Here is an 18,093-nt window from a genome sequence, read left to right as displayed (position 1 = left end):
TTAAAGCAACTCCAGGAAAAGCGCGCAGCGGTTTTCCGTCCGGAATTGCGTAACAACAAAAGGATAGAGTGTTTTCGCGTTTCGAAGAAAAGCGGAAAGCCTCTAGTGGCAGGGGAAGCCGAGAAGGTGGCGGGCATCGTGCACGAATTCATGCACATAGCTGCCTGACAAGAGGGAGGTCGCACCCTCTTCCGCGCCGACGAAATAGATCGCCAGCAACAGCAGCAGGCCTGCGAAGACCGCCCATGGCAGGATTTGGCCGAGCGGTATCGGCTGCGGTATGGCGGACGGTGAGAAAGCGGTATCGGACATTGTTATCCCTCTTTAAGAAAAGCGCGTTCCATTAGCGGAAGGGTTTTTGCGGGAAGGGTCTGGCTCTCGAGAACGAGGTGTCCGTCATCGATTACAGTGGCGCGACCGCGCCGGGGTTTCACCGGCTTCCACACCCGCAATTGCAAGTTTATATCTGTCCGCGAAGATGGTTGTCAATGAATCGCGGTCCTGATGCGAAGGCATGAGGACGCGTGAAGTCGTGGAGTTTCATGAAGGCGCGCCTGAGCTGGATTTGCCATGGGCCGACAGAGGCCAATCGGAAGGGATGTTTCCCGGGCGACGAACCCCTGGAGCATAAGGCTGTCCACAGAGCGGAGCTGTCTCTCGCCCGGCTTGGGACGGTCGACCGCGTCTGGACAAGCCCGGCTTTGCGGGCGAGCCAGACGGCAGTATTGCTCGGTCTCGACGCCATCATTGAAGGCGCCTTGCGCGAATGCGATTATGGCGCCTGGCGGGGGCGGTCGATCGCCGAACTTCATGAGAGCGATCCGCAATCTCTCGCATCCTGGATGACGGATCTTTCCGCCGTGCCACATGGCGGCGAGTCTCTGTCGTCGGTCATGCTGCGCGTCGGCGGGTGGATGGAGCAGCATCTTCAGGACGCAGGTCACACCGTCGCGATCAGCCATGCCAGTGTCATCCGCGCCGCGATCCTGCATGTGCTGCAAGCGCCGGCCTCGGCATTCTGGTCGATCGATGTCGAGCCGTTCGGCCTTGTGGAGATGACGAGCGACGGCAGGCGCTGGCAGCTTCGTTTCCCGAAGCTGCCGCGGTAGGCTGACACGAACAAGGTGCGCTGGGGCTGGACCGTGGAAATTGCCGCAAAACGGCGTGGGTTTAGTCGGCTGCTTTTCGCCGCCGCCGCTCGAAGTAAACCAGGAATACGGCCATGCCGAGCGTCATGACAGCCAGTCCGTACCAGGTGATGGCATAGACGAGGTGGCTGTTCGGGAAGCTGATCTGCGTTAGCCCACCCACTGGCAGGTCGCCGGGATTCTTCGCGTCGTCGGCATCGATGAAATAGGGTGCCACATTCTGCAGGCCGCGAGCCGCAGCGATGGCCGCAACGTCACGGGAATACCAGCGCTCTTCCGCCGGCACATTGGAACGCAGCAGCGTGCCCTTGGGCTCGCTGATCCGCAGCAGACCGGTTACGGCTGTGTCCGCGCCGATCTGTCCCGCCGGCCGTGTCGTCGGGTTGCGCTTATCGGTCGGCACGAAGCCACGATTGATGATGATGGTCGTGCCATCGGCCTGCCTCAGCGGCGTCAACACCCAATAGCCCGCGCCGAGCACGGTCGAGGCATAGACCTGCACTTCCTTGTCATTAAGAAGGATGCCGCTTACCTGCACATGCTTGTATTCGGCGCTTTCGGCCGTGATGTCGGTCCATTGCGCCGGGCCGGGCGCCGGAACCGCTGGCCCATGGACGCGCGCATCGACCCGGGCGATCAGATCCAGCTTCCAATGTAGCCGCTTAACCTGCCAGGTGCCCAGCCCGATGAGCAGAGCTGTGAGCAGCAGAAGCAGAAGCACCCAGATGGCAAGCGCAAGCGTCGAGCGCGGCTTGCCTTGCGATGCATTCGTGGAAATATCGGTCATGGCGCTGGTCTCCGGGGAGGCGCTGCCGCATGATTTCGGAAGGGATAAAGCTCTCGCAGCAGAAGATCATGCGTGGTCTTTGAAGAATTCGGCTGCGATGTCAGGCGTTCTGAAGAATGCGCCGCGCAGTGCCCGGTTTGAGATATCAGCCGGGGAGGGCGGGCCTTCGGCTGAAGGCCCGCCGCTTCGTCTTATGGCATGTTGCGCATCATCTCGGGCGACATGGGCATCATGTTCGCGTTGAGGTGATGCATGACCCACAGCGAGCCGGAGAGTGCAATGATGACGAGCACGATCGTGAAGATCAACGCCATCATATTCCAGCCGCCTTCCGAACGGGTATTCATGTGCAGGAAGTAGATCATGTGCACGATGATCTGGATCGCGCCGAGGATCATGACGATCGCGCCGGTGACAGCCGGATCGGAGAAAACCTTGCCCATGACCAGCCAGAAGGGGATGGCCGTCAGAATGACGGAGAGGATGAACCCCGTCATGTAGCTCTTGTAGGTGCCGTGGGAAGCCTCGTGGCCGCCATGGTGGTGGTCGTGGCCGTGAGCGTCGCCGGATTGATGCGAATGGTCTGCGTTCGAGCTCATCCGAGAACTCCCATGAGGTAGACGAGGGAAAACACGCCGATCCAGACGACGTCGAGGAAGTGCCAGAACATCGAAAGGCACATCAGGCGACGCTTGTTTTCGGCGATCAGGCCGTAGCGGCCAACCTGCACCATCAGTGTGATCAGCCAGACGATACCGGTGGTGACGTGCAGGCCGTGCGTGCCGACCAGCGTGAAGAAGGCCGACAGGAATGCGCTGCGTTGTGGGCCGGCGCCGTCGAGGATCAGGTGGTAGAACTCATAGAGTTCGAAGAAGATGAACAGGGCGCCGAAGATGCCTGTGATCGTCAGCCAAATCAGCGTGCCCGACTTGTTGTTCTTTTCCATCGCCAGCATTGCGAAGCCATAGGTGATGGAGGAGAAGAGCAGCATCGCCGTGTTGAGTGCGACGAGTGGCAGCTCGAACAGGTCAGCCGGCGACGGGCCGGCCGCATAGCTGTGGCCGAGCACGGCGAAGGTGGCGAAGAGGACTGCGAAGATCAGGCAGTCGCTCATGATGTAGATCCAGAAGCCCAGCATGGTGCTGCCTTCCGGGTGATGCTCCTCCTTCAGATAGAAGGCGGGTGTTTCGCCGTCCATGGGAGCCTTTGCGGTATGGGTCGTCATCGTCTTACACCTGTCCTGCCAGCTGCTTCGTACGCTCGTTCTCGGTCTTTACGACCTCGTCGGCGGGAATGTGGTAGTCACGCTTGTAATTGAAGGTATGGCCGATCGTGATGGCGATCATCGCGGCGAAGGTTATGGCGGCAAGCCACCACATGTACCAGATCATCCCGAACGCAAAGCCGATCGAGAGGACGCCGAGGATGACGCCGGTGCCGGTGTTCTTCGGCATATGGATCGGAATGAAGCCTTCGGTCGGACGCTTGTAGCCGCGGTTCTTCATGTCCCACCACGCGTCGTGATCGTAGACGATCGGCGTGAAGGCGAAGTTGTAGGCCGGCGGCGGCGACGAGGTCGACCATTCCAGCGTACGGCCGTTCCAGGGGTCACCGGTGTGGTCGCGCAGCTCTTCGCGCTTCATGAAGCTGACGACGAGCTGGATGAGGAAGCAGGCGATGCCGATGGCGATCATGACGGCGCCGACCGCAGCGATCACGAACCAGATCTGCAGCGACGGGTCATCGAACTGGTTGACACGACGGGTAACGCCCATCAGGCCGAGGATGTAGAGCGGCATGAAGGCGAACCAGAAGCCGATCTGCCAGAACCAGAAGCTCATCTTGCCCCAGAACGGGTCGAGCTTGAAGCCAAAGGCCTTCGGGAACCAGTAGTTGACGCCGGCGAACATGCCGAAGAGCACGCCGCCGATGATCACGTTATGGAAATGGGCGATCAGGAACAGCGAGTTGTGCAGCACGAAGTCGGCCGGCGGAATTGCGAGCATTACGCCGGTCATGCCGCCGATGGTGAAGGTCACCATGAAGCCGACGGTCCACAGCATCGGCACTTCGTAGCGGATGCGGCCGTGGTACATCGTGAATAGCCAGTTGAAGAGCTTCGCACCCGTCGGGATCGAGATGATCATCGTCGTGATGCCGAAGAAGGAGTTGACGCTGGCGCCCGAGCCCATCGTGAAGAAGTGGTGCAGCCAGACGAGGTAGGAGAGGATCATGATCACGCAGGTGGCATAAACCATCGAGGCGTAGCCGAAGAGGCGCTTGCCGCAGAAGGTGGCGACGACTTCGGAGAACACGCCGAAAGCCGGCAGGATCAGGATGTAAACTTCCGGGTGGCCCCAGATCCAGATGAGGTTGACATACATCATCGGATTGCCGCCGAGGTCGTTCGTGAAGAAGTTCGTGCCGGCGTAGCGATCAAGCGTCAAAAGGGCGAGCGTGGCGGTCAGGATCGGGAAGCTCGCAACGATCAGAATGTTGGTGCAGAGCGAGGTCCAGGTGAACACCGGCATCTTCATGAAGGTCATGCCCGGCGCGCGCATCTTGACGATGGTGGCGATCAGATTGATGCCCGAAAGCGTCGTTCCGATACCCGCGACCTGCAGGCCCCAAATATAATAATCGACGCCGACATCGGGACTATAGGCAATGCCGGAAAGCGGCGGATAGGCCAGCCAGCCGGTCTTTGCGAATTCGCCGATGAAGAGCGAGATCATGATCACGATCGCGCCCGCCGTCGTCATCCAGAACGAGAAGTTGTTCAGGAACGGGAAGGAGACGTCGCGTGCGCCGATCTGCAGGGGCACGACGAGGTTCATCAGACCGGTCACGAAAGGCATCGCCACGAAGAAGATCATGATGACGCCGTGGGCGGTGAAAACCTGGTCGTAGTGATGCGGCGGCAGATAGCCTTCGGAACCGTTGAAGGCGATCGCTTGCTGAAGGCGCATCATCAGCGCGTCGGAGAAGCCGCGCAGCAACATGATCAGCGCCAGTACGATGTACATGATGCCGATCTTCTTGTGGTCGATGCTGGTGAGCCACTCATTCCAGAGATAGCCCCATACGCGGAAGTAGGTCAGCAGGGCGAGCAGAGCGATGCCGCCCAGTGCGACGGCAGTGAAAGTCGCGACCAGGATCGGCTCGTGATACGGGATCTGATCGAGCGTCAGCCGACCGAAGATGAATTTATAGAGGTCCGGGTTGGAAAACATGGATTGCCTCTGTCCTTATAAATGTCTTGTTACTAAGCGCACCGGATCAATGACCCTGGTGCTGCGCCGAACCGGTCGACGAATCGGAAGAAGAGCCGTTGCCCATATCCATGCCTTGCATCGAATTGTCTCCGTGCTGCATGGTATGGCTGGCGCCGCCTTCGGCCTTGACGGGAGTGACAGAAGTCGAGCCGACATCGCGATTGTCGTAGATCAGACGCTCGCGGTTTTCGTGGCTTTCCTTGCCGCCGCCGCCCTTGGCATCGATATGCATCATTTCGCTCATGCACATTTTACTCGGATCGGCGCACATGTTGAGGATGGCATTGTAGAGACCATCGTCGACGGCGTTGAAGTAGCGCACCGGCTCGCGTTCGCTCGGCTTGGCGAGGGCGAGGTATTCCGGACGGCCGAGCTTCGTGCCCTGGCTCTTGGCCTTCTGGATCCACTGGTCGAAATCGGCCTGGTTCACGCCATGGAACTTGAAGCGCATGTGCGAGAAGCCGGCGCCGCTATAGTTGGCGGAGAGGCCCTGGAATTCGCCGGGATGGTTGATGACGGCGTGCAGCTTAGTCTCCATGCCGGGCATGGCGTAGATCTGGCCAGCCAGTGCTGGGATGAAGAAGGAATTCATCACAGCGGATGCCGTGATCTTGAAGTTGATCGGGCGATCGACCGGAGCTGCCATTTCGTTGATGGTGGCGATGCCGTATTCCGGATAGAAGAAGAGCCACTTCCAGTCGAGCGCGACGACTTCGACGGTTAGCGGCTTCACATCGGCGCTGAGCGGCTTGTCGGCAGCGATACGGTCGAGAGGACGATAGGGGTCGAGCTGATGGGTGCTGATCCAGGTCACGGCGCCGAGCGCGATGATGATGGCCAACGGAGCGGACCAGATGACCAGCTCCAGACGCGTCGAATGATGCCACTCCGGCTCGTAGGTCGCTTCCTTGTTGGACTGGCGGTATTTCCAGGCGAAATACAGCGTCAGGAAGATCACCGGAATGATGATGATGAGCATCAGCACGACCGAAATGATGATGAGGTCTCGCTGCTGCATAGCGATATCGCCGGAGGGATCCATCACCACCAAACTGCAGCCGGATAGCAGCAAGAACAATGGGATAACGGACAAACGGCTGAAAATCTTGGATAGTCTTAGCACGTCTTAAAGCTCTTTTTGTTTCGACCCTACCGCGACTAAAGGACGGCGGTCATGAACGATATGAGGTGTTTCGTCGCACCGCAGCAAGCGCGCGTGCAATGCGGTATGGAATGCGGTCCCACCTATCGGGAAAACCTGGCAAGATCCAGAAGGTTTTCCGTCGATCATTCGCTTTTATGAGGGCTAATATACCTGGATCGGAACAAATGGCCACCGGCAGTCTTTTCCCGATGCGCGCACGGTGTCGACGGCGGCGGCAAACGCCGGCTTTGATGGCTAATTTGCGAATTATTTCATGTCTGACACTTGATATGTTCGCATGTTTGATAAACATTTTGATTATGCACGAATTCGTGGAGGAACTCGTGCACGGAGAGGGAGGCTCCCTACATGGTCAGCGTGACTCATGAAACACTAAACCCAACATCTTCAACGCTTGAAAGCGATGCCCGCAGCATGCATGCCGGCGGCTCCGTCGCACCCGGCAATATCGCCATCGGCGTGATCATTGGTCGCACGTCCGAGTTTTTCGATTTCTTCGTTTATGCCATCGCTTCGGTTCTGGTCTTCCCGAAGCTGATGTTCCCCTTTGCTGACCCGTTGCATGGAACACTGCTATCCTTCCTGGTGTTCGCGCTTGCATTCATCGCCCGCCCCATCGGCTCGTTCATCTTCATGGCGATCGACCGCCGGTACGGCCGCGGCGTTAAACTCACCATCGCGCTCTTCCTGCTCGGCGGCTCGACCGCAGCGATGAGCTTCCTGCCCGGCTACTCCGAAGTCGGCGTTTATGCGATCATCCTGCTTGCGCTTTTCCGCATCGGCCAGGGTCTTGCGCTCGGCGGTGCCTGGGATGGCTTGGCCTCGCTCCTTGCGCTCAACGCCCCGACCAATCGTCGTGGCTGGTACGCGATGATCCCGCAGCTCGGTGCCCCGATCGGCTTCATGCTGGCAAGCGCCCTGTTTGCCTATTTCGTCACGAGCCTCAACACGGCGGACTTCCTCGATTGGGGCTGGCGCTATCCGTTCTTCTGCGCCTTCGCCGTCAATGTCGTCGCGCTCTTTGCCCGTCTGCGCCTCGTCGCAACCGAGGAATTCGGTACGCTTCTGGAGCGTCATGAGCTTGAGCCGGTGAAGATGACGGAGCTGTTGCGCGTGCACGGCCGGGACGTATTGATCGGTGCCTTCGTGCCGCTCGCAAGCTTTGCAACCTTCCATCTCGTTACGGTTTTCCCGCTCAGCTGGGCAACGCTCTATAGCGAGCAAACGCCCGCTTCGTTCCTGCTGATGGAATTCCTCGGCGCGATCTGCGGCATTCTCGCCATCATCTGTTCGGGCATGCTGGCCGATCGGATCGGCCGCCGCAATCAGCTGGCCATCGGCGCTGTACTGATCGCCTGCTTTGCCTTCGTCGCACCCTGGCTGCTCGATGGCGGAGCGACCGGCCGTCATATCTACGTGGTTCTCGGCTTCACGCTCCTCGGCCTTTCCTTCGGCCAGGCAGCTGGCGCCAGCGCTTCGCGCTTCACGCAACAATATCGCTATAGCGGTTCGGCCCTGGTGTCGGATCTGTCGTGGCTGATCGGTGCCGGCTTCGCGCCATTCGTGGCGCTTGCCCTCTCCAGTCAGTTCGGGCTCGTCTATACCAGCCTCTACCTGCTGTCGGGTGTTATCTGCACGCTGGTCGCGATCTTCTTCAGCAAGACGCTGGAAACACGCGATACTTGAAGAAGCTTTTTGGATCTATAAAGGGCCGCAGCATGAGAGTGCCGCGGCCCTTTTTGTTCATGCGGAGTGCATGAGCCAGGCGATCAGCGGCGCAGCCAGCACATTCGTCAATCCCACCAGCACCATGACCAGCCCGGCGATCGATCCTTCCTCGCGGCCGATCTCATGGGCCTTGGCGACGCCGACGCCGTGAGCGCCCATGCCAAACAAGGCCCCGCGGGCTATGCCCGATCGCAACGGCAGGAGCCGCAGCAGCGTCTGCCCGACGACGGCGCCGAAGAGGCCGGTGACGACGACGAAGACGGCGGTCAAGTTGGGTACGCCGCCGATATCGCCCGACACCACCATGGCGAAAGGCGTACTGATCGAGCGCGGCATCAGGCTGAGGCGCAGGCTTTCGTCGAGGCCGAGAAGGCTGGCAAGCCACCAGGCCGAGAGCATCGCCGTGGTGCTGCCGACCGCAACCCCGAACAACAGCACCGGCCAGTAGCGCCTGATGAGATCGCGCTGCTCGTAGATCGGCACGGCAAAGGCGACCGTTGCCGGCCCAAGCAGGGCCAGCAGCCAGCGGCTGTCATGCATATAGTCCTGATAGCTCGTATGCAGCACGAGCGCGACGACGATCAGGACCGCCGGCGCCGCAATCAGCGGCGACAGCCACAGCGAACGCCAACGCCGATAAAGCGCCTTCGAAAGATAATAGAGGACGATCGTGGCAAGCGGCCAAAAAAGGCCGGATGCGATCGCTTCAATGATGGACATGACGGATCGCTCCTTGCCGCATCATCAGGCGATAGCCGATGTCGATCGCAAGCGCTGTGACGCCCATAACGATCACCGTGCCGACCATAATGACCGCAAGCACCTTCAGTCCGATGAGCCCGATGAATTCGCCATGATCGAGCACGGCCAATACCGCCGGCACGAAGAACAGCAGCATCTCGGCCAGAAACCACTCCGCTCCGCGCTGCATGCTTGCAAGCTTCATCGTGCCGCTCGCGAACAATGCCAGCACCAGCAGCATGCCGATGATGGCGCCGGGAATGGGTAGATGCGTGAGGCGCGCTGTGGCTTCACCGGCCTGCCAGAAGGCCAAAAGCAGGGCAATCTGGGCCAGACGGCTCAATTTCGGACGGTTTTTCAGATCGATATGCATGGGAAGGCTCGGAAAGATTGGATGGCCTGAAGATAAGTCCTTCCTCCGCATGAACAAAATGAATTGATTTCATTGAAATCAGTCCTGTATGGAATAGAAATGGAACTTCGAACCTTGAAAGCGTTTGTCGAGGTGGTGCGCCAGGGCGGCTTTTCGGAAGCCGCCAAGGTGGTCTTCACGACCCAATCTGCGGTCAGCAAGGCCGTGCGCCAGCTCGAGGATGAGCTTGGCCTGCCGCTGCTCAATCGCATCGGCCATCGCACGACGATGACGGATGCCGGCGAGGTAGTCTATCGCCGGGCGATGGCGATCCTCGCCGGGCGCGATGACCTGCTTGTCGAGCTCGCCGACCTGCGCGGCCTTGCTCGCGGCACCCTGCGGCTCGGCCTGCCGCCGATCGGCAACGACGCGCTGTTCGCGCCGGTATTTGCCGTCTTCCGCAGCCGTTATCCAGGTATCGAGATTAAGCTGGCGGAGCAGGGGGCGAAGCGACTGGAAGAGATGGTTCTCGCCGATGAGGTCGATCTCGGCGCCTCGCTGCTGCCGGCACCCGCAGTTTTCGAATCGCAGCCCGTGCGTCGCGAGCCGATGCATGTGCTTCTGCCTTCGTCCCATCCGCTCGCCGGACAGGAGCGAGTGCCGATGGCGGCGTTCAGGGACAATGCCTTTCTCCTGTTCGAGACCGGCTTCGCCCTCAATGGCATCATTTTGGATGCCTGCCGCTCTGCCGGCTTTGCGCCCGATATCGCCGCGCGCTCCAGTCAGATCAATTTCATTGTCGAGCTTGTCGCAGCCGGCCTCGGAGTGGGTTTCCTGCCGCGGCTGATCGCTGAGCAGCGGCAACGTCCCGGCGTCAGCCATGCACTCGTCGTCGAGCCCGAAATGCAGTGGCACATGGCGTGGATTTGGCGGCGAGGTAGCTATCTCTCCCACGCCGGTAAAGCGTGGCTCGACCTCGCCGCAGAGATCACGGTGAAATCTTGACTCCATTTTCAAACTTTTTTGATAACAAAGCGCCGAAGTAAACTTGAAAATAATTGTCAGGAAAAATATAGGCTATTCCATTGCCGCTGCAGGCGGCGACTTTCAAGCGAGAGGACCTATGACTTTTTCCTTTACTCATCTCACCAGCGCACTGGCGCTTGCCGCAGGTCTTGTGGTCGCTCCGATGATGGTGAACGCCGCCGAATCTGAGGGCATTGTCGTTTACAACGCCCAGCACGAGGCATTGACGCAGGCTTGGGCAGATGGCTTCACCAAGGAAACGGGCATCAAGGTCACGATCCGCAACGGCGGCGACATGCAGTTCGCCAACCAGATCGTCCAGGAAGGCGCGGCCTCTCCCGCCGACGTCTATCTGACGGAAAATTCGCCGGGCATGGCGCTGGTCGACGCCAACAAGCTTTTTGCTCCGGTCAATGCCGATACGCTGGCTCAGGTGCCGGAAACCTTCAAGGCTGCCGATGGCAATTGGGTCGGCGTTGCCGCCCGCTCAACGGTTTTCGCCTATGACAAGACCAAGCTGAAGGAAGCCGATCTGCCGAAGTCGCTGCTCGATCTGGCCGATCCCAAGTGGAAGGGCCGCTGGGGCGCATCGCCCGCCGGTGCCGATTTCCAGGCGATCGTCAGCGCGCTTCTCGAGCTGAAGGGCGAGGATGCGACCCGCGCCTGGCTGAAGGCGATGAAGCAAAACGCCAGCCCCTATAAAGGCAACAGCGTTGCCATGAAGGCCGTCAATGCCGGTGAGGTCGAGGGCGCTGTGATCTATCATTATTACTGGTTCGGCGATCAGGCCAAGACCGGTGAAAACAGCAAGAACGTCGCGCTGCACTATTTCAAGAACCAGGATCCGGGCGCTTTCGTCAGCATTTCCGGCGGTGGCGTTCTCGCATCCAGCCAGCATCAGAAGGAAGCCCAGGCATTCCTAAAGTGGATCACTGGCAAGGGTGGCCAGGCCGTTCTGCGTGATGGCAACTCTTATGAATATGCCGTCGGCAATAGCGAGGCTTCCAATCCGAAGCTGGTGCCGCTCGCCGACCTGCAGGCGCCCAAGGTCGAACCTTCGAAGCTGAACAGCAAGAAGGTCACCGATCTGATGACGGAAGCTGGACTCATCTAAGGCGAAAGCCCGCGTCGCGGCGCTTTTAGGGTGCCTTCGGACGGGCTTGGCTCTTGCATCATTGTCCTATGCCCTGCTAGGGGCATAGGGATGGCCCTAAGGCCGATCGATCGGGCAACCGCCGTCTGCGGCGGTTGCCTTCCTATTTCAGGGCGTGAAAGGCAGCTCGGATTTGCTGCAGAAGAACACATATGCCGGCGAACCTGCCGCCATGCAGATGCCCCAGTTGACGGCCGCCCCTCGTAGTCGCGTTCGGCATGGTTCCGTCGTCGCTCTCGCGTCCATCGTCGCGCTCCTCAGTCTGGTGCCGCTCGGCTTCATCGCCTGGATCACGATCGATACGGGCTGGACCGAGGTCATCGCCCTGATCTTCCGCAATCGCGTCGGCGAGTTGCTCGTCAATACCGTCCTGCTCGAAGTCTGCACCATTCCGTTGTGCATCCTGCTCGCGGTCACGCTGGCCTGGCTGACGGAGCGTACCGATATTCCCGGAGCCCGCCTCTGGTCTTGGCTGGCGGCGGCACCACTCGCCGTGCCTGCCTTTGTGCACAGCTACGCCTGGGTCAGCCTCGTGCCCAGCATGCGCGGGCTGTGGAGCGGCGTTCTCGTATCGGTGCTTGCCTATTTTCCTTTCCTCTATCTGCCTGTCGCTGCGGCCCTGCGCCGGCTCGATCCGGCGATCGAGGATGCTGCCGCCTCGCTCGGCCTCGGCCCGTGGCGTGTCTTTTTCCGCGCGGTCCTGCCGCAACTCCGCCTTGCGATTTGCGGCGGTTCGCTGCTGATCGGCCTGCATCTCCTGGCGGAATACGGCCTTTACGTCATGATCCGCTTCGACACCTTCTCGACCGCGATCGTCGATCAGTTCCAGTCGGCCTATAACAGCCCAGCCGCCAATATGCTCGGTGGTGTCCTTGTCTTCTGCTGCCTGCTTCTGCTCGGCATCGAGGTGCTGGCGCGCGGCAACGAGCGCTATGCCCGTGTCGGTTCGGGCGCTGCCCGCCCGGCTGATCGTCGCCGTCTGGGCTGGTTTGTCGGCGCTGCCATCGCGCTGCCCGTCGTTACATCCGTGCTGACGCTTGGCATTCCCTTCGTCACTCTGGCCCGTTGGCTGTATCTCGGCGGTTTCGGCATCTGGCGCGTCGATACGGTCGGCTCGGCCCTGCTGCAAACCATTGCTCTCGCGATAGCGGGCGGTCTTCTCACCACCATTGCCGCAACGCCCATGGCCTGGCTGTCGGTGCGCGCGCCGGGTCGACTGCAGCGCGTTCTGGAAGCCTGCCATTATTATGTCGGCTCACTGCCAGGAGTCGTCGTCGCACTGGCGCTGGTGTCGATCACGGTCCGGCTGGTCCTGCCGCTCTATCAGACCTTTGCAACGCTCTTGCTCGCCTACGTCCTCTTGTTCCTGCCGCGCGCCATGGTCGGCCTGCGCGCCAGCATCGCCCAGGCGCCGGTCGAACTCGAGCGTGCCGCCATGGCGCTCGGCCGCACGCCGTCGCAGGCGGTGCGGCAAGTTACCATGCGGCTTGCCGCTCCCGGCTTTGCCGCCAGCGTTGCCCTCGTCGCGCTCGGCATCACCAACGAGCTGACGGCAACGCTGATGCTTTCCCCCAACGGCACGGAAACGCTGGCGACGAAATTCTGGTCGCTGACGAGCGAAATCGACTATGTTTCGGCGGCACCCTACGCCTTCATGATGGTCGTCATGTCGCTGCCGCTCACCCTTCTCCTTTATGTGCAATCCAAACGAACGGCCGGACAATGACCTTTCTGGCGATCAAGAATATCAGCAAGCGCTACGGTCCCGTCCGCGCACTGAACAATATCGATCTCACGGTCGCCGCCGGCAGCCGTACAGCTATCGTCGGTCCATCCGGCTCGGGCAAGACGACGCTGCTGCGTATCATCGCCGGTTTCGAAACCCCTGATGCAGGGCAGGTCGTGCTTCACGGCGAGACCTTGGCGGATGGCGAAGCCATTGTGCCGGCGCATCGCCGCGGCATCGGCATAGTCGCCCAGGACGGCGCCTTGTTTCCGCATCTCAGCGTCGCCGAGAATGTCGGCTTCGGCATGGAGCGTGGTGCACGCGACCGCGATCAGCAGATCAACGCTCTCATCGATATGGTCGAACTCGACCGAAATATGCTCACGCGCCGACCTCACGAGCTTTCCGGCGGCCAGCAGCAACGTGTAGCTCTTGCGCGTGCGCTCGGTCGCAAACCGAGGTTGATGCTGCTCGACGAGCCATTTTCCGCCCTCGATACCGGCCTGCGCGAAAACATGCGAAAGGCCGTCGCCCGTGTGTTGCAAATCGCCGGTATTACGGCAGTGCTCGTCACGCACGACCAGACAGAAGCTCTGTCCTTCGCGGATCAGGTCGCTGTCTTGCGAGAGGGTGCGCTCATACAGGCTGGGACGCCGCAGGCTCTCTATCTCAGCCCCAGGGATCGCGAAACCGCGCTCTTCCTCGGCGATGCTATCGTGTTGCCGGGCGATCTCGATGGCGGATCTGCCAAGTGCATACTCGGCCGTATCCCGGTCGATGCCGAAAATGCGCACGGGCGGACCGATATCATGCTGCGGCCCGAGCAATTGCGCCTTGAGACGATCGCCGATGTGGGCGCGGACGCGGCCTGCATCGGCAAGGTAACCGAAATCGAGTTTGGCGGCGCCGTCTGCACGGTGACTGTGGTCCTGTCCAACGCCAATGGTTCGGAGACCTTGAACATCAAAAGCTCCGGCGTCGGCCTGCCTGAGGTCGGCAGCGTGGTGTCGCTGACCGTTATCGGAAAGGCACATGTCTTCAACAAGCTCGATGTCTGAGCTTCATTTGGGTTGAAGCAGGCGGTGCTTTGGGGAAGATAAAGCATGTCGCGCAAAAGTGTGCAGCGGTTTTGCGATAACGACATGCGCCAAATGTAAGGCCTGAAGCGCAAGAAGCGAATCTGAAAGATCGCGGCGCGCTTTAGGCACGCCCTCATCATGCCTCACATCGAAGGAATGCCCATGTCTTTGCCCGAAGAGATCGTCCAGGACCTCCCTTTCCTCACATCGCTTCGCCGCAACCTTCATGCCCATCCGGAACTTGGTTTCGAGGAGGAGCGTACCAGCGGCATCGTTGCTACCTTGCTGGAGGAAGCGGGGCTCAAGGTGCATCGCGGCCTCGGCAAGACCGGCGTCGTCGGCACGCTGCAGGTCGGTAACGGTACGCGCCGCATCGGCCTTCGTGCCGATATGGACGCGCTGGCCATGCCGGAGAAGGCAAATCGTTCCTACAAGTCCACCATTCCCGGCAAGATGCATGCCTGCGGTCACGATGGTCACACGACCATGCTGATCGGCGCTGCCCGCCATCTGGCCGCCAAGCGCGGCTTTTCGGGGACCGTACATTTCATCTTTCAGCCGGCCGAAGAAGGCCGCGGCGGTGCGCATCGCATGGTGGGGGAAGGCTTCTTCGACCTGTTTCCCTGTGATGCCGTTTATGGCCTGCACAACATGCCGGGTCTCGATGTCGATGAGATGGCCGTCGTCGAAGGACCGCAGCTGGCTTCGTCGGATACTTGGCGCGTCACTTTTCGCGGTACCGGTACGCATGGGGCGAAACCGCATCTCGGCAAGGATCCGATCACGGCAACCGCAACTTTCCTGTCGTCGCTGCAAACCATTGTCGGCCGCGTCGTCGATCCCCTGCAGCCCGCCGTCGTCAGTGCCTGCGCGCTTCAGGCGGGCGACCCCAATGCGCTAAACGTCATTCCCGATACTGTCGAGATCGGCGGCACGGCGCGCGCCTATGCACCTGAGGTCCGCGATCAGCTGGAGCGGGAAATCGGCCGTCTGGCCCAGGGCACTGCCGCCATGTACGGGATCGCGGCCGACTATCACTTCGAGCGCCGCATTCCGCCTGTCGTCAACGATGCGGATGCCACCGCGCGGGCATTGAAGGCGGCCCAGGCGGTTTTCGGCGAGAAGGCACGAACCCGTTTTCCGCCGTCGACCGCTGGCGACGATTTCGCATTCTTCGGTCAGAAGGCGCCGGGCTGCTACGTCTGGCTCGGCAATGGCCCGGCCGTCGACGGCGCGCTGCATCACAACACGGCTTATGATTTTGCCGACGACGCGATTGGTTCCGGCGTTGCCTTCTGGACGACACTGGTGCAGCAGGAGCTGAGCGAAGGGGGCTGAAACAGCGCCTGCCGCTCTTCCATCGGCGTGTCCAGTTTGGCGTCAGGCGGCTGCCTGACGCAGCGCGTCGAATATGATCGTGCGCGCCTTCTCCGCATCAATCTCGGTAGCGAAATGCGCATTGAATGCACCATGCGAGGCGCGCGTTTCGACGACGGTGCGGCCGCGTGTGTGCTGACCGTGCAGTTCTGTATCGATGCGCGCGTGCTTCAGAACGGCAATTTCGGGGGCAACGAAGATGGCCGCTGCCGTCGGATCGTAGATCGCCATGGCCGCCCGCCCGCGACTGATGGCGATGTTGACGTAGCCTTCCAGCAGATCGGCGAGCAGCTGCGCCTTTTCGCTCGCCGTTTGGCGCAGATGCGCAACATCCTCGGGCCAAGCCAGCACCTTTCGACAGATGTCGAGATCGACCATGCGCAGCGGCAGGCCATGCGCAAGCACGATCGCCAAAGCTTCGGGATCGGCAAAGGCGTTGAATTCGGCCGAGGCGGTATGATTGCCCGCGGTGACGCCGCCGCCCATCCAGGTCAGCTCGTCGATACGGGCGGCAAGGTCTGGGCGCGCCAGCGCGAGGGCGGCGATATTCGTCAGCGGACCAAGCGCCAGGATGCGCTTCGGCCCGTTGCCGTCGCCGAGCCAGCCGCAGAGCGCAGCGAAGGCGTCGCTGAAGGGAAGGGGTTCGGCTGACGGCAGGCTTCTGCCTACTGTCGGAATGCCGTTCTGGCCAAGGATGCTCTGGGCGGTTTCCAGCTTGCACAGGACAGGCAGTTCGCGGCCGGTATGGATGGGGAACCTCCAGCCGAAGACCGCGGCAGCACTTGCCGCATTGTCGCGAACATGGGCGAGCGGCGCGTTGCCGCTCACCAGCGAAACGCCGTCGATGACAAGATTCGAGCTCGCAACCACCAGAATGGCAGCGATGTCATCGAATCCCATGTCGGTGTCGATCCAGATTCCCATGCTCTATCTCATAGATTTGGTCGAGCCATCTGCGGACGCTCGTTCTGCGGGACGGAATAATGACCGTCGAGGCGGAGTAGGTACAGGGCGCGCAAAGTGAGCTGCGCGCCCCGGCCGATCAATCAAACAGCCAGCGCGTCGAGTACACGGATCCAGGAGCGGATGCCCTTGTGGTAGGAGCGCAGCTCGTATTTCTCGTTCGGCGAATGGATGCGGTCGTCGGAGAGACCGAAGCCGATCAGCAGCGATTCCATGCCGAGCATCTTCTGGAAATCGCCGACGATCGGGATGGAGCCGCCCATGCCGATGACGATGGCGGGCTTCGGCCATTCGCTGGAGAGGGCGTTCTTCGCCTTGGTCAGCGCCGGTGAATCGTAGGAAAGCTGGATGGCCGGCGAGCCGCCATGCTCGTGGAATTCCACCGAGCAATCGGCGGCGATCTTCGAGCGCACATAGGCGCGGAAATTCTCGCGGATCGCCGCTGGATTCTGCTGGCCGACGAGACGGAAGGAGACCTTCGCGGATGCCTTGGCGGCGATCACGGTCTTGAAGCCCGCGCCTGTATAGCCGCCCCAGATGCCGTTGACCTCGGCCGTCGGCCGTGCCCAGGTGAGTTCCATCACCGAGCGGCCTTTTTCGCCCGAGGGGATCGACAGTCCGACTTCGCCGAGGAAGTCTTCGTCTGTCAGTCCCAGCTTTTCCCAGGAAGCCTTGATGTTGGATGGCGTTTCCTCGACACCCTCATAGAAGCCAGGAAGCGTCACGCGTCCGGTCTCGTCATGCAGGCCGGCAAGAATATCGGTGAGGATGTGGATCGGGTTGGCCGCAGCGCCGCCGAACACGCCCGAATGCAGGTCGCGATCGGCTGCGGTGATGACGATCTCCTCGCCGACAAGCCCGCGCAGGCCGGCGCAGATTGCCGGCGTGTCGCCGTCCCACATGCCGGTATCGCACACCAGCGCGAAATCGGCTTTCAGCTCGGCGGCATTGGCTTCGAGGAAAGGCTTCAGCGAAGGAGAGCCGGATTCCTCTTCGCCTTCGAACAGAATGGAGATGCGCACAGGAAGTGCGCCTTTGGTTTCCTTGTAGGCACGCACGGCTTCGACGAAGGTCATCAGCTGGCCCTTGTCGTCGGAGGTGCCGCGGCCGGTCAGGATCTTGCGGTCGTCGCCCATGTCCTTGATGGCAGGCGCAAAGGGATCGCTTTCCCAGAGTTCGATCGGATCGACCGGCTGCACGTCGTAGTGGCCGTAGAACAGCACATGCGGCGCGTCGGCGCTGCCGGCATCGTGGTGCGCGACGACCATCGGATGGCCAGGCGTGTCGCGGACGGACGCGGTAAAGCCGATCGAGTTCAGGTAGGCGACCAGCCATTCCGCCGCCTTGCGGCACTCCGTCTTGTAGTCCGGATCGGTCGAAATGGACTTGATGCGGAGCAACTCGAAGAGCTTGTCCAGGCTGGAGGGGAGGTTCTGATCGGCACGGTCGAGAACGGGCGATATATCGGTCATATCCGACTCCTTACATGAGTTTGGCGGGACGATAGACCAAAGCCCGGCGGGTTTCGAGGCATCAAAACCGAAAATTTACCGTAGCTTGCTTCGCTGCAGCA

General features: G+C 60.8%; 17 protein-coding genes and 1 riboswitch. Of the genes, 7 read left to right on the top strand and 10 right to left on the bottom strand.

Going from position 1 to position 18,093, the window contains the following annotated elements:
• Positions 1-102 precede the first annotated feature (102 nt).
• Complete coding sequence (locus tag QD461_RS21590) at positions 103-312, bottom strand: CbtB domain-containing protein (RefSeq protein ID WP_414089590.1); 210 nt, start codon at positions 310-312, stop codon at positions 103-105.
• Between the two features lie 57 nt (positions 313-369).
• A riboswitch (cobalamin riboswitch) is annotated at positions 370-442 on the bottom strand.
• A 100-nt stretch (positions 443-542) separates the two neighbouring features.
• Here QD461_RS21590 and QD461_RS21585 point away from each other — a divergent pair.
• Entirely contained in the window at positions 543-1,109 is a 567-nt protein-coding gene (locus QD461_RS21585; protein WP_414089589.1) for a histidine phosphatase family protein, read from the top strand.
• 61 nt (positions 1,110-1,170) lie between these two features.
• On the opposite strand, the gene QD461_RS21580 is transcribed toward QD461_RS21585, so the two are convergent.
• From QD461_RS21580 to cyoA, 5 genes are all read right to left on the bottom strand, one after another.
• Complete coding sequence (locus QD461_RS21580; protein WP_414089588.1) at positions 1,171-1,935, bottom strand: SURF1 family protein; 765 nt, start codon at positions 1,933-1,935, stop codon at positions 1,171-1,173.
• 191 nt (positions 1,936-2,126) lie between these two features.
• Positions 2,127-2,534 (bottom strand): cytochrome o ubiquinol oxidase subunit IV, encoded by a 408-nt coding sequence (gene cyoD / locus QD461_RS21575; protein WP_414089587.1) that lies wholly within the window; start codon positions 2,532-2,534, stop codon positions 2,127-2,129.
• Positions 2,531-3,160 (bottom strand): cytochrome o ubiquinol oxidase subunit III, encoded by a 630-nt coding sequence (cyoC, locus tag QD461_RS21570; protein ID WP_414089586.1) that lies wholly within the window; start codon positions 3,158-3,160, stop codon positions 2,531-2,533. The genes cyoD and cyoC overlap by 4 nt, the downstream gene beginning before the upstream one ends.
• Before the next feature lie 4 nt (positions 3,161-3,164).
• On the bottom strand, positions 3,165-5,168 hold the full coding sequence (gene cyoB, locus QD461_RS21565) for a cytochrome o ubiquinol oxidase subunit I (RefSeq protein ID WP_414089585.1): 2,004 nt from the start codon (positions 5,166-5,168) through the stop codon (positions 3,165-3,167).
• A gap of 46 nt (positions 5,169-5,214) precedes the next feature.
• Positions 5,215-6,333, bottom strand: a complete 1,119-nt coding sequence (cyoA, locus tag QD461_RS21560) for a ubiquinol oxidase subunit II (RefSeq protein ID WP_414089584.1) — start codon at positions 6,331-6,333, stop codon at positions 5,215-5,217.
• A gap of 390 nt (positions 6,334-6,723) precedes the next feature.
• Between cyoA and QD461_RS21555 the strand changes: the two genes are divergently transcribed.
• On the top strand, positions 6,724-8,061 hold the full coding sequence (locus QD461_RS21555) for an MFS transporter (RefSeq protein ID WP_414089583.1): 1,338 nt from the start codon (positions 6,724-6,726) through the stop codon (positions 8,059-8,061).
• Between the two features lie 57 nt (positions 8,062-8,118).
• Here the strand turns inward: QD461_RS21555 and QD461_RS21550 are convergent, their stop codons facing one another.
• Both QD461_RS21550 and QD461_RS21545 read right to left on the bottom strand, forming a co-directional pair.
• Positions 8,119-8,823, bottom strand: a complete 705-nt coding sequence (locus QD461_RS21550; RefSeq protein ID WP_414089582.1) for an LrgB family protein — start codon at positions 8,821-8,823, stop codon at positions 8,119-8,121.
• A complete protein-coding gene (locus QD461_RS21545; protein WP_414089581.1) occupies positions 8,810-9,217 on the bottom strand; it encodes a CidA/LrgA family protein in 408 nt (135 codons plus the stop codon). The genes QD461_RS21550 and QD461_RS21545 overlap by 14 nt, the downstream gene beginning before the upstream one ends.
• Positions 9,218-9,316: 99 nt before the next feature.
• Here QD461_RS21545 and QD461_RS21540 point away from each other — a divergent pair, with 99 nt between their 5' ends.
• The 5 genes from QD461_RS21540 (at position 9,317) to QD461_RS21520 (ending at position 15,518) form a co-directional block, all read left to right on the top strand.
• Complete coding sequence (locus QD461_RS21540) at positions 9,317-10,201, top strand: LysR family transcriptional regulator (RefSeq protein ID WP_414089580.1); 885 nt, start codon at positions 9,317-9,319, stop codon at positions 10,199-10,201.
• A 118-nt stretch (positions 10,202-10,319) separates the two neighbouring features.
• Entirely contained in the window at positions 10,320-11,336 is a 1,017-nt protein-coding gene (locus QD461_RS21535) for an iron ABC transporter substrate-binding protein (protein ID WP_414089579.1), read from the top strand.
• 211 nt (positions 11,337-11,547) lie between these two features.
• Positions 11,548-13,101: an ABC transporter permease gene (locus QD461_RS21530; protein ID WP_414089613.1), complete on the top strand. Its 1,554-nt coding sequence runs from the start codon at positions 11,548-11,550 to the stop codon at positions 13,099-13,101.
• A complete protein-coding gene (locus QD461_RS21525; protein WP_414089578.1) occupies positions 13,098-14,159 on the top strand; it encodes an ABC transporter ATP-binding protein in 1,062 nt (353 codons plus the stop codon). The genes QD461_RS21530 and QD461_RS21525 overlap by 4 nt, the downstream gene beginning before the upstream one ends.
• Before the next feature lie 183 nt (positions 14,160-14,342).
• Positions 14,343-15,518, top strand: coding sequence for a M20 aminoacylase family protein (locus tag QD461_RS21520; protein WP_414089577.1), 1,176 nt, complete (start codon positions 14,343-14,345; stop codon positions 15,516-15,518).
• Positions 15,519-15,560: 42 nt separating this feature from the next.
• Here the strand turns inward: QD461_RS21520 and QD461_RS21515 are convergent, their stop codons facing one another.
• Together QD461_RS21515 and QD461_RS21510 are read right to left on the bottom strand one after the other, a co-directional pair.
• A complete protein-coding gene (locus QD461_RS21515) occupies positions 15,561-16,481 on the bottom strand; it encodes a nucleoside hydrolase (protein ID WP_414089576.1) in 921 nt (306 codons plus the stop codon).
• 122 nt (positions 16,482-16,603) lie between these two features.
• Positions 16,604-17,992 (bottom strand): dipeptidase, encoded by a 1,389-nt coding sequence (locus QD461_RS21510; RefSeq protein ID WP_414089575.1) that lies wholly within the window; start codon positions 17,990-17,992, stop codon positions 16,604-16,606.
• Positions 17,993-18,093: the final 101 nt, after the last annotated feature.

The sequence above is a fragment of the Rhizobium sp. BR 314 genome, from assembly GCF_047445805.1.
GTDB classification, from domain to species: domain Bacteria; phylum Pseudomonadota; class Alphaproteobacteria; order Rhizobiales; family Rhizobiaceae; genus Rhizobium; species Rhizobium lusitanum_B.
Note: the sequence above shows the minus strand (reverse complement) of the source record. Positions and strands in the feature narration are given on the sequence as shown.